At 69.8% G+C, this 11,626-nt stretch carries 11 protein-coding genes and 1 pseudogene; 5 read left to right on the top strand and 7 right to left on the bottom strand.

Features of this window, described 5'->3' with window-relative positions; genetic code table 11:
- Both E5198_RS18125 and E5198_RS18130 read left to right on the top strand, forming a co-directional pair.
- Positions 1-313, top strand: a pseudogene (locus E5198_RS18125) (hypothetical protein); the annotation flags it as partial.
- Between the two features lie 118 nt (positions 314-431).
- Positions 432-1,097 carry a YceH family protein gene (locus E5198_RS18130; protein ID WP_136491358.1) on the top strand — a complete coding sequence of 222 codons (666 nt, stop codon included), beginning with the start codon at positions 432-434 and terminating at the stop codon, positions 1,095-1,097.
- 111 nt (positions 1,098-1,208) lie between these two features.
- Here E5198_RS18130 and E5198_RS18135 read toward each other — a convergent pair whose 3' ends face one another.
- The 3 genes from E5198_RS18135 to E5198_RS18145 all read right to left on the bottom strand — a co-directional run bounded on the left by E5198_RS18135 (position 1,209) and on the right by E5198_RS18145 (position 4,265).
- Entirely contained in the window at positions 1,209-2,753 is a 1,545-nt protein-coding gene (locus E5198_RS18135; RefSeq protein WP_136491359.1) for a phosphoenolpyruvate carboxykinase, read from the bottom strand.
- 126 nt (positions 2,754-2,879) lie between these two features.
- Positions 2,880-3,767, bottom strand: coding sequence for an Hsp33 family molecular chaperone HslO (gene hslO / locus E5198_RS18140; RefSeq protein ID WP_136491360.1), 888 nt, complete (start codon positions 3,765-3,767; stop codon positions 2,880-2,882).
- A 105-nt stretch (positions 3,768-3,872) separates the two neighbouring features.
- A complete protein-coding gene (locus E5198_RS18145) occupies positions 3,873-4,265 on the bottom strand; it encodes an RNA-binding S4 domain-containing protein (protein WP_136491361.1) in 393 nt (130 codons plus the stop codon).
- A gap of 142 nt (positions 4,266-4,407) precedes the next feature.
- On the opposite strand from E5198_RS18145, the gene E5198_RS18150 reads away from it, so the two are divergent.
- The 3 genes from E5198_RS18150 (at position 4,408) to rimK (ending at position 7,297) form a co-directional block, all read left to right on the top strand.
- On the top strand, positions 4,408-5,868 hold the full coding sequence (locus E5198_RS18150) for a diguanylate cyclase (RefSeq protein WP_136491362.1): 1,461 nt from the start codon (positions 4,408-4,410) through the stop codon (positions 5,866-5,868).
- Positions 5,869-5,942: 74 nt separating this feature from the next.
- On the top strand, positions 5,943-6,395 hold the full coding sequence (locus E5198_RS18155; protein ID WP_256659191.1) for an ATP-dependent zinc protease: 453 nt from the start codon (positions 5,943-5,945) through the stop codon (positions 6,393-6,395).
- The gene (gene rimK, locus E5198_RS18160; protein ID WP_136491364.1) at positions 6,392-7,297 is read left to right on the top strand and encodes a 30S ribosomal protein S6--L-glutamate ligase; all 906 of its coding nucleotides are present in this window, start codon (positions 6,392-6,394) and stop codon (positions 7,295-7,297) included. The genes E5198_RS18155 and rimK overlap by 4 nt, the downstream gene beginning before the upstream one ends.
- A gap of 34 nt (positions 7,298-7,331) precedes the next feature.
- Here the strand turns inward: rimK and E5198_RS18165 are convergent, their stop codons facing one another.
- The 4 genes from E5198_RS18165 to E5198_RS18180 form a co-directional block, all read right to left on the bottom strand.
- Complete coding sequence (locus tag E5198_RS18165; protein ID WP_136491365.1) at positions 7,332-7,976, bottom strand: hypothetical protein; 645 nt, start codon at positions 7,974-7,976, stop codon at positions 7,332-7,334.
- 113 nt (positions 7,977-8,089) lie between these two features.
- Entirely contained in the window at positions 8,090-9,403 is a 1,314-nt protein-coding gene (locus tag E5198_RS18170) for an ATP-binding protein (protein ID WP_136491366.1), read from the bottom strand.
- Entirely contained in the window at positions 9,400-10,143 is a 744-nt protein-coding gene (ompR, locus tag E5198_RS18175) for a two-component system response regulator OmpR (RefSeq protein ID WP_136491367.1), read from the bottom strand. Before ompR ends, E5198_RS18170 begins: the two co-directional genes overlap by 4 nt.
- Before the next feature lie 110 nt (positions 10,144-10,253).
- Positions 10,254-11,626 (bottom strand): cellulose synthase subunit BcsC-related outer membrane protein (locus E5198_RS18180; RefSeq protein ID WP_178084096.1); only part of this gene is annotated, 1,373 nt, incomplete at its 5' end.

Below are 11,626 nucleotides of genomic sequence, written 5' to 3' on the forward strand. Positions count from 1 at the left end.
GGCCGGCGGCGCAGTCGGCGCCAAGCGCGGCAACAAGACCGAAGCGGCCATCGGCGGTGGCCTCGGCGCCGCCGGCGGCAACGTGATCGGCAAGACGGTCGGCGGCACCACCGGCGGCCTGATCGGCGCCGGCCTCGGCGGTGCCGCGGGCGGCGCGCTGGGCAACCACATGGGCGACGCCAGCCAGGCCGAACGGGAGCGCGACTACTACAGGGACGGTTACCGTGACGGCCGCCGCTATCGCGGCAAGCACTGGCATGACAACGGCCGCCATTACGGCCACCGCAAGCATCGCCATCGTCACGACGACTGACCCCCACGCAACGGGCGCCCCAGGGCGCCCGTTTGCATTGCTGCGCCCGCACCGCTGGAAATGCCGGCGCCGCTTGGGGACACTAGGGCCCTCTCTTCCCCGCTGAGCGCCCCAGTCCATGAGCGAATCCTCCCCCCTCCCCTCGCCGTTCGCCGACGCGCCGCTGTCCGCCGCCGAGGCCCGCGCCCTCGGCTGCCTGATCGAGAAGCAGGCCACCACGCCGGAAAGCTACCCGCTGACCCTCAACGCCCTGCAGCTGGCCTGCAACCAGAAGACCAGCCGCGAGCCGCTGATGAACCTCACGCCCGGCGAGGCCGGCCAGGCCCTGCGCAGCCTGGAGCAGCGCGGCCTGGTCCGCCTGGTGATGGGCAGCCGCGCCGACCGCTGGGAACAGCGCGCCGACAAGTCGCTGGAACTGGTGCAGCCGCAGCTGGCCCTGCTCGCCCTGCTGCTGCTGCGCGGCCCGCAGACCCTCGGCGAGCTGCTGGCGCGCAGCGGCCGCCTGCACGCCTTCGACGACACCGAGGAAGTGCGCCACCACCTCGAGCGCCTGGCCGGCCGTGGCCTGGTGCGCCAGCTGCCGCGGCAGAGCGGCCAGCGTGAGGAGCGCTACGCCCACCAGCTGGGCGATCCGGCCGAACAGGAGGCGCTGCTCGCCGCCCGCCCGCAGGAGAGCGCCGCCCCGGCCGGTGCCGCTGCGCAGGAAGAGCGCTTCGCTGCCCTGGAAGCCCGCATCGCCGAGCTGGAGGCGCGTCTGGCTCGCCTGGAGGGCGACGGCAACTGAGCAGCGGTAGAAAATCGCTGCGCGAGTTTTCTACCCTACTCGTCTGCCCGCCCGCCGCCAGAAATGAAAAAGCCGCCCGAAGGCGGCTTTTTCATGCACGGTCGCGGCTGATTACAGCTGCGGGCCGGCGGCGCGGATGGCGTCGGACACCTCGAACTTGGTGAAGTTCTCGATGAACAGCTTGGCCAGGCCGCGGGCGGCTTCGTCGTAGGCGGACTTGTCGGCCCAGGTGTTGCGCGGGTTGAGCAGCTCGGTCTCGACGCCCGGCACGGCCTTCGGCACGTCCAGGTTGATGATCGGCAGGTGCTCGGTCTCGGCACCGACCAGCGCGCCGCTCTGGATCGCCGCGATCACCGCACGGGTGGTCGGGATGTTGAAGCGCTTGCCGACGCCGTAGCCGCCGCCGGTCCAGCCGGTGTTGACCAGGTAGACCTTGGAGCCGAACGCCTTGATGCGCTTGATCAGCAGCTCGGCGTACTCGCCGGCCGGACGCGGGAAGAACGGCGCGCCGAAGCAGGTGGAGAAGGTCGACTTGATGCCGGTGCCGCTGCCCATCTCGGTGGAACCGACCAGCGCGGTGTAGCCGGACAGGAAGTGGTAGGCGGCCTGCTCGTTGTTGAGGATCGACACCGGCGGCAGCACGCCGGTCAGGTCGCAGGTCAGGAAGATCACCGCGTTCGGCTCGCCGCCGAGATTCTTCTCGGAACGCTTCTCGACGTGCTCCAGCGGGTAGGCGGCGCGGCTGTTCTGGGTCAGGCTGGCGTCGGCGTAGTCCGGCTGGCGCGAGCGCTCGTCGAGCACCACGTTCTCCAGCACGGCGCCGAACTGGATGGCCTTCCAGATCACCGGCTCGTTCTTCTCGGACAGGTCGATGCACTTGGCGTAGCAGCCGCCCTCGATGTTGAACACCACGCCCTCGCCCCAGCCGTGCTCGTCGTCGCCGATCAGGTAGCGGCTCGGGTCGGCGGACAGGGTGGTCTTGCCGGTGCCGGACAGACCGAAGAACAGGGTGACGTCGCCCTCTTCGCCGATGTTGGCGGCGCAGTGCATCGGCAGCACGTCGGCTTCCGGCAGCAGGAAGTTCTGCACCGAGAACATGGCCTTCTTCATCTCGCCGGCGTAGCGCATACCCGCGATCAGCACCTTCTTCTGGGCGAAGTTGAGGATCACGCAGCCGTCGGAGTTGGTGCCGTCACGCTCCGGCTCGCAGACGAAGGACGGCACGTTGAGGATGCGCCACTCGCCCTTGCCGGCCGGATTGAAGGTTTCCGGGTTGATGAACAGGCAGCGACCGAACAGGTTGTGCCAGGCGGTCTCGGTGGTCATCTTGACCGGCAGGTAGTGCTCGGCGGCGGAGCCGACATGCACATGGGAGACGAAGTGGCTGCGCTCGGCCAGGTAGGCTTCGACGCGATCCCACAGGGCGTCGAACTTGTCTTCCGGGAACGGACGGTTGATCTTGCCCCAAGCGATCTTGGCCTCGGTGCTCTGCTCCTGGACGATGAAGCGGTCCATCGGCGAGCGGCCGGTACGGTGACCGGTACGCACGACCAGCGAGCCGTTGGCGGCGAGCTCGCCTTCGCCACGGCGGATGGCCTGCTCGATCAGTTCGGCGGTGCTGATGTCGGTGTACACGGCAGTGTTGGCTTGCGTCATGTGGTCCCCGTCGGCCTGTGGCCGAGTCCTCCAATCATTGTTGTAGCGGTTCTTGAAGCGCGCTACAGCGAAAAAATTGCGCGCGATTATGCCAGAGAAAACGGCCTCTGGGCAAAAAACACTCAGTCAGTGCCGGGTCGGCGACGGCTCGGCACTGCCGCCGCCGGCGAACAGCTGGGCGATGTCGGCGGCGTCGAAACGGTAGCTGTGGTTGCAGAACTGGCAGTCGATCTGCACGGATCCACCCTGCTCCTGGACCAGTTGCACGGCATCGGCCTCGCCCAGGCTGGCCAGGGCATTGGCCGAGCGCTCGCGCGAGCAGCTGCAGCCGAAGCGCAGCGGCTCGGCGTCGAACACCCGCACCGTTTCCTGATGGTACAGGCGGCGCAGCAGGGTCTCGTTGTCGAGGCCGAGCAGCTCCTCGGCGGTCAGGGTATCGGCCAGGGTCACCAGGTGCTCCCAGCTGGCCGCACGTTCTTCGGGGTCGCTCTGGCGGTCGGCCGGCAGCTGCTGCAGCAGCAGGCCGCGGGCGCGACGGCCGTCGGCATTCAGCCAGAAGCGGCTGGGCAACTGCTGGGACATCTCGAAGTAGCCGGACAGGCAGTCGGCCAGGGTCTCGCCATCGAGGCTGACGATGCCCTGGTAGCGCTTGCCGACCTTCGGATCGACGGTCATCGCCAGCACGCCCTCGGGCATCAGTTCGCGCAGCGTGTGCGCCGTGCCCAGGGCCTCGGCGTCGTAGCGGGCGATGCCGCGGATCTCGCGGTCGCTGGAGCACTCGACCATCAGCAGCGGCACCGGGCCGCTGGAGCGCGCCTGCAGCACCAGCAGGCCGTCGTACTTGAGGATGTCGCTGAGCAGGGTCACCGCGGCGAGCATCTCGCCGAGCAACTCGGCGACCGGCTCGGGGTAGGCGTGCTTGGCCAGCACCTCGGCGAAGCTCTGGTCGAGCTCGACCAGTTCGCCGCGCACATCGGTGTCTTCGAACAGGAAACGTTGGGAAAAATCGGACATGCCAGACCCGCTGGGTTCGCTCGTGAGGGCCAATTTTAGGCGCAAACGGCAGGCATCACCAAGGGGCGCCCGTCTATCGCCGCTGCGGGTCGAATCTATCGATGCTCAGTGGCCGTCGCGGAACTGGTGGATCTGCCGACGCTGCTTCTTGGTCGGCCGCCCGTCGCTCTGCACGCCCAGCGCGCCAGCCTGGCGCAGCGCCGCGGCCTGCTCGCGGCGGGCGATGCTGTCGGCGGTCTCCGCGTAGAGCGACTGCGCCTCGGGCGCGCCGCGGCGCACGCTGGACAGCGCGCGGACGATCACCGTGCGCTCGTCGAAGCCGGCGCGGATGGTCAGCTCGTCGCCGACCTTCGGCTCCCGGGCCGGCTTGCAGCGCTCGCCGCGGCAATGCACCTTGCCGCCCTCGATGGCCGCCTTGGCCAGCGCGCGGGTCCTGAAGAAGCGCGCCGCCCACAGCCACTTGTCCAGGCGCGCCCTGTCGTCGTCTTTGTCGCTCATGCCCTGCTCTCCTCGCTCCGCACTTGCCCGGCGGCGCTGTCGACCGCGTCACGGCAGATGGCGGGCCCGCCTAGGCTTGATCATAATGGTTCGATGCCCACCCGGGCGATCCGGCCGCCGCCGAACAATGAGGAAGTTCATCATGCCCGAGGCCCACGCCCCTTCGCCGCGCCACGCCACATCGGGGCCGGGGCGCCGGCTGGCAGCGCTGCTGCTCGCCGGGCTGCTCGCCTGCCTGCCGCTGGCGGCGGTCGCGGCGAGCGTCGAGCTGAGCGAGTCGGAGCGCGCCTACCTGCAGGCGCGATCGTCGATCCCGCTGTGCGTGGATCCCGACTGGTGGCCGTTCGAGCAGATCGACCCGAGCGGCCAGCATGTCGGCATGGCCGCCGACCTCATCGCCCTGGTGGTCCAGCGCAGCGGCGCATCGCTCAGGCTGCACGCCACCCGCACCTGGGAAGAAAGCCTGGCCGCCGCCCAACGCGGCGAGTGCCTGGCGCTGAGCTTCCTCAACAGCACCCCCGACCGCGACCAGTGGCTGATCTTCACCGAGCCGCTGCTGGTCGACCCCAACGTGATCATCACCCGCGAGGAGCATCCGTTCGTCTCCGACATCGGCGCCCTGAAGGGCAAGAGCATCGCCCTGCCGCGCGGCACCGCCATGGCCGAGCGCATCGCCCGCGACTTCCCCAACCTGCGCATCGTGCCGACCGAGTCGGAGCGCGAAGCGCTCGGCCTGGTCTCGGAGCGCAAGGCCGACATGACCCTGCGCTCGCTGATCGTCGCCGCCGCCACCATCAAGCACGAGGGCTGGTTCAACCTGAAGATCTCCGGGCAGATCCCCGGCTACGACAACCAGTTGCGCATGGGCGTGCTCAGATCGGAAACCACCCTGCGCGACATCCTCGACAAGGGCATCGCCACCCTCACGCCGAGCGAGCGCCACCAGATCGTCGACCGCCACGTGCGCCTGGACGTGGTGACCGGCGTGGTCACCGACTACAGCCTGGCCCTGTGGGTCGGCCTGGTGCTGACCGCCATCGCCGGCACCAGCCTGCTGTGGATGACCCGCCTGCGCAAGCTCAACCGCCAGCTCAAGGCGCTGGCCGAAACCGACGCGCTGACCGGGCTGCCCAACCGCAACGCCCTCAATCCGTCATTTTCCCTGGATATCCTGCGTGCCCAGCGTTACGACCGGCCGCTGTCGGTGATCCTGCTGGACATCGACCACTTCAAGCTGGTCAACGACGACTTCGGCCATCTCACCGGCGACAAGGTGCTCGAGGCGTTCGCCCGCCTGCTCGGCGACGGCCTGCGCGAGGTCGACACCGTATGCCGCTGGGGCGGCGAGGAGTTCCTGATCATCTGCCACGAGACCGATCTCGAGCAGGCCGCCCTGCTGGCCGGGCGTCTTCTGCAACGGGTGCGCTCGCACGTCTTCCCCTGTCCGCGGCGGCTCACCGCCAGCGCCGGGGTGGCCACGGTGCTGCGCGGCGACACGGTGGCGCGCCTGATGCAGCGCGCCGACGAGTCGCTGTACGATGCCAAGCACCACGGTCGCGACCGCGTGGGAATCAAGCCGCTCGAGTGCACCTGCGCCGACTGAGCGCCCACGCAGCGGCCTCCACCAGGGGAAGTCGAGCCGACGTGAAGACCTTCGACCATCTGGCCGTGATCGGCCTGCGCGAGTGGATCGCCCTGCCCGAGCTGGGCCTGGCCGGCCTGCGCGCCAAGATCGACACCGGCGCCGCCACCTCCACCCTGCATGCCAGCGACATCGAGCCCTTCGAGCGCGACGGCCAGCCCTGGGTGCGCTTCACCGCCCACCTCGGCAGCCTGGTGCAGCGCCGGCACCGCCAGCGCGAGGCGCCGCTGGTGGACATGAAGACCATCCGCAGCTCCACCGGCCATACCCAGACCCGTTACGTGATTCGCACCAACTTGGTGCTCGGCGACCGCCATTGGCCTGTAGAATTCACCCTGGCCTGCCGCAAGACCATGCGCTACCGCGTGCTGCTCGGCGCCAAGGCCCTGATCGCCGGCCAGCTGGTGGTCAATCCCGCGCTCACTTATGTCCAGGGCAAGCCGCAACTGCCGCTGCCCGCCAGTCTCTCTCTTTCAGGTGTCCGATGAAGATCGCCGTGCTGTCGCGCAACCCGCGCCTGTATTCCACCCGCCGCCTGGTCGAGGCCGGCCAGCAGCGCGGGCACGAGATGGTGGTGATCGACACCCTGCGCGCCTACATGAACATCGCCAGCCACAAGCCGCAGATCCATTACCGCGGTCAGGCGCTGGAGGGCTTCGACGCGGTGATCCCGCGCATCGGCGCCTCGGTGACCTTCTACGGCTGCGCGGTGCTGCGCCAGTTCGAGATGATGGGCGTGTTCCCGCTCAACGAGTCGGTGGCCATCAGCCGCTCGCGCGACAAGCTGCGCTCGCTGCAGCTGCTGTCGCGCAAGGGCATCGGCCTGCCGGTGACCGGCTTCGCCCACTCCCCCGACGACATCCCCGACCTGATCCAGATGGTCAACGGCGCACCGCTGGTGATCAAGGTGCTGGAAGGCACCCAGGGCATCGGCGTGGTGCTGTGCGAGACCGAAAAGGCCGCCGAGTCAGTGATCGAGGCGTTCATGGGCCTCAAGCAGAACATCATGGTCCAGGAGTACATCAAGGAAGCCGGCGGCGCCGACATCCGCTGCTTCGTGGTCGGCAACAAGGTGATCGCGGCGATGAAGCGCCAGGCCAAGCCCGGCGAGTTCCGCTCCAACCTGCACCGCGGCGGCACCGCCAGCCTGATCAAGATCACCCCCGAGGAGCGCATGACCGCGATCCGCGCCGCCAAGGTCATGGGCCTGGGCGTGGCCGGGGTCGACATCCTGCGCTCCAACCACGGTCCGCTGGTGATGGAGGTCAACTCCTCGCCGGGCCTGGAAGGCATCGAGACCACCACCGGCCAGGACGTGGCGGCGATGATCGTCCAGCACATCGAGGAGCACGCCCGGCCGAACCAGACGCGCACCAAGGGGCGGGGATAGGCCCGTCACGCCATGCCCGGGCGACGATTGGCCACTATCGCGGCCACCACCGTCCAGACCGGTATCTATCCGCCAAGGCCGCCATCCTTCGCAGCAGCGGAGCATGGCAGTGCTTGCCGAGCAGGTACATCAGGCTGAACGGCAGCATCAGCGTGAAGGCAAGGCTGCTTTCGAACAGCACCTCGACAAACTGCCCGGGTTCGTCCCGCAGCGGCCAACCGGCGACAGCCCAGACCCAGAGGATGAAGGCGCCGCCATACAGCACGCTGACGAACAGGTAGGCCAGCACCAGCACGGGCAGCAGGGCCAACATCGATTCGGTGATGCGATTGCGGTAGAGGAAATTGATCACCGCCGGCACCAGAGAAACGCTCAGCAGCACGGCGAAGCCGGGATGGCTGAGGTGACGGCCATGCAGGAAGGCAACGCCCGCCGCCAGACTGGCGAGCACGGTGACCACCAGCAGCTCCCGGCTGGCGTGGCGCCAGGCAACCGCCCACGCCAGGGCCAGCGTGAACGCCGCCGCGCCAAGGAAGGGTGGCCAGGCGAAGACGGCCAAGCGCGGCATGCTGACCTGCAGGAGGATCAGACTGATCACCACCAGCGGCAGGGCCAGCCAGAGCAGGGCGAGCTTGAGGAGCAACGCCAGCGTTGCCTTGATGAGCCGGGTGCGGTCCATGCTTGATACGTCCGTGTATGCGCGCAGCGACGGCTGAATTGTGGCGCAACGGCAGATGTCCTGCCAACGCTGCCGCGTCCGCCAAACAGGCGACCGCTTAGGCCGGGACGCCTTCAGGCCGCATCGCGCGGCAGCAGCAGGCCGATCGGCAGACACACCCGCGCCTCCACCCCGCCGCCGGCGCGGTTGCGCAGCTCGACGCTGCCGCCGTGCTGGGCGGCGATGCGCTTGACGATGGCCAGGCCCAGGCCGGTACCCTTGCTGCTGCGCGCGCGGTCGCCGCGGATGAACGGGTTGAAGATGCTGTCCAGTTCGGCCGGATCGATGCCCGGACCGCGGTCCAGCACGCTGAGCACCACGTAGGGCGCCGCCGCGCTGCCGGACAGGCTGGAGGACACCTCGACGCCGCTGCCGCCGTGGCGCAGGGCGTTCTCCATCAGGTTGGCCAGCAGGCGCTTGACCGACACCCGGCGCAGCGGCATGGCCGGCAGCGGCTCCAGGCACAGGCGCACCTGCTCCTGGTTCTGGTTGAGCGGCGCGGCCACCTCGCGGACCAGCTCGTTGAGGTCGAGCTCCTCCAGCGGCTCGTCGCGGCCGTCGCGGATGAAGGCGAGGAACTGGTCGAGGATGGCGTCCATGTCCTCAATGTCGCGGACCATGTCCTCGGTCAGCTCGTTGTCGGCCGGCAGCAGTTCCAGCGACAGGCGCAGGCGGGTCAGCGGCGTGCGCAGGTCGTGCGACACCCCGGCGAGCATCAGCTCGCGCTCGCGGGCGGCCTGCTCGACGTCCTCGGACATCTGATTGAAGGCGCGGTACAGCTCGGTCATCTCGCTCGGCGTGTCCCCCACCGGCAGGCGCACGCTGCGCCCGCGGCCGATCTGGCGGGCGGCGAACACCAGGCGCTTGAGCGGCAGGCTGAGCTGGCGCACCAGCAGCCAGGCCGCCGCGGTGGACAGCAGGCCGATGGCGAGGAACCAGCCGAGCACGCTCCAGATGCGCTGGATCTTCAGCGGATAGGGATACAGCGGCACCTCGACCCAGTCCGGGCCGAGCCTGGGCGCCAGCACCCACAGGCGCGGCGAACGGGCCGCGCGCATGCGCAGCTCGGCGTCGGCGCCGAGCTCCTGGCGCATCTGTTCCTGCAGCACCTCGGTGTACGGCCAGTGGTACTCGCCGGCCGGCACCTCGTCGGCCTTGAGCTGGCGCAGCCCGGCGGCGGCGGCGATCGCCTCGCGCGAGGCGGGATCGGCCGCCCAGTAGGCGCGGATGGTCAGCGCCGTGCCGTGGCTGTACTGGCGGTCGACCAGCATGTCCTCGTTCATCAGCAGGTAGAGCAGCGTCAGCGCCTTGGAGAACAGCACGACGATCAGCACCAGCCAGAGGATGCGGGCGAACACGCTCTGCGGGAACCAGACCGGGGTTCTCACTTGCGCGCGCTGCCGTCCGGCACGAACACGTAGCCGACGCCCCACACCGTCTGGATGTAGCGCGGCTTGGAGGGATCGGGCTCGATCAGCCGGCGCAGGCGCGAGATCTGCACGTCGATGGAGCGCTCCAGGGCATCCCACTCGCGGCCGCGCGCCAGGCTCATCAGCTTGTCGCGGGTCAGCGGCTCGCGGGCGTGCTGGACCAGCGCCTTGAGCACGGCGAACTCGCCGGTGGTCAGCATGTGCACCTCGCCGCCGCGCTTGAGCTCGCGGGTGCCGAGGTTCAGCTCGTAGTCGCCGAAGCTCACCGTCTCCTCCTCGACGCCCGGCGCGCCGGGCACCAGCGGCGCCTGGCGGCGCAGCACGGCGCGGATGCGCGCCAGCAGCTCGCGGGGATTGAACGGCTTGGCCAGGTAGTCGTCGGCGCCCTGCTCCAGGCCCTGGATGCGGCTGGCCTCGTCGCCCCTGGCGGTGAGCATGATGATCGGGATGCGGTTGTCCTGCGCGCGCAGGCGGTGGCAGGCGGACAGGCCGTCCTCGCCCGGCAGCATCAGGTCGAGCACCACCAGGTTGAACAGCTCGCGGGCCAGCAGGCGGTCCATCTGCTCGACGTTCTCCACCGTCTTGACGCGGTAGCCCTGCTCGTCGAGGAAGCGCTCGAGCAGGCGGCGCAGGCGCACGTCGTCGTCGACGATGAGGATCTTTTCGCCTTCCGGCTGGCTGCTGGCGGTGCTGTTCATCGGGGGTCCTCGCAAATGTCCGGGGATTATGACGCAGCGGCCGCCCCCGGCCGGACGGCCTTTGTTAGCAGATTTTACGCGAAGGGGCGCCCGGTCATCCGCCCCCGGGGTCACTTGAACTCGCTGTAGGGCTCCAGCAACTCGCCGCCCAGCGTCAGCGCCCCCTGCCAGGGCTCGAACAGGTAGCGCAGCTGCAGCTGCGCGTAGCTCGGCGCGTAGTCCTCGCTCTGCTGCCAGGTGAAGCCGGCGCCGAGCGCCCAGTGATCGCCCAGGCGCCGCTCGAGCAGCCCGCCCAGACGGTAGCCGACGGCGCTGCCGCTGCTGCCGCGCTGCACCGCCGCGGCGCCCGCGGCCGGCACGCCGAGCGGGTAGACCGGGCTGTCGTCGCTGCGCGACTGCGACCAGCCCAGCGAGCCCTCCAGCGCCAGCGACCAGTCGGCGCTGCGCCAGGCGTAGCTGACCGGCAGGCCGAGGGAGGAGTAGCGCTGCGGGCTGTAGTAGCCGCCCTGGCCGAGGCTGTAGCCGCCGAGATCCTGCTCGTAGCGCCAGTGCATGGCGTTCAGGCCGACACGCAGGCGCTCGTCGGCGCGCTCGATCAGCCGGTAGTAGTAGCCCGCCATCAGGCGCAGGCGCCGGTTGTCCGCGACCTTCTCGCCGCGCAGGCGGTGCAGGCCCAGGTCGGCCCACACGCCATGGTCGCCGCCGCGATCGTGGCTCAGGCCGAGGCTGATGCCGCTGGCGGTGACCCCGCCCCAGCGGATGCCGGTCACGGGATCGACCGCGCCGGCGTAGGACAGCAGCGAGTTGGACAGCGGCCGGCGCGAGGCGGTCAGCGTCCAACCGATGCCCGCCAGATCGCCGGAATGGCTCAGTCCGCCCAGCCAGTTGCCGATCTCGAAACCGTCGGGCGAGCGGCCGAGATCGAAGGCCCAACGCTCGTCGTTCCAGCCCAGCGCCAGCGCGGTGCCGCTCGCCTGCTGACGGTCGAGCGGGCAGCCGCCCGCCGCGCCAGCCAGGGCGCAGCTGCCGAAGTTCTCGACATGCCCGCCGCCGTCCTCGCTCTCGAAACGCCCGGCGTCCATCGCCACCTGCTCGACGCGCAGGAACGCGCGGCCGCCGGCCAGCGGCTGCTCGTAGTGCAGCATGCTGGTGTCGATGCGCAGATCGGACAGGCCCGGGGTGACGTCGTCGTTGCGCCAGGCATGGTCGTGCTGCAGGCGCAGGCTCGGGTTGTGCTGCAGGTACAGCGCCGCGGTCTCGCCGCGCAGGCTGCGCGCCAGCCAGTCGTCCTCGTCGCTCGGGCGACTGGCGCGGGTCAGCGCGCGGTCGTCGCGCGGCTTCGCGGCGGTGGCGTCCAGCTCGCCGAGCGCGTGCAGGCCGCGGGCATACAGGTCGAGGGCGTCCTGCGGCGCGTTCGCCGCCTGCAGGCGGGCCGTATCGCGCAGCAGCTGCGCGTCCTCCGCGCCGCCCTCGGCCAGCAGCC

This window comes from Pseudomonas sp. A-1, from assembly GCF_004801855.1.
GTDB lineage: Bacteria > Pseudomonadota > Gammaproteobacteria > Pseudomonadales > Pseudomonadaceae > Geopseudomonas.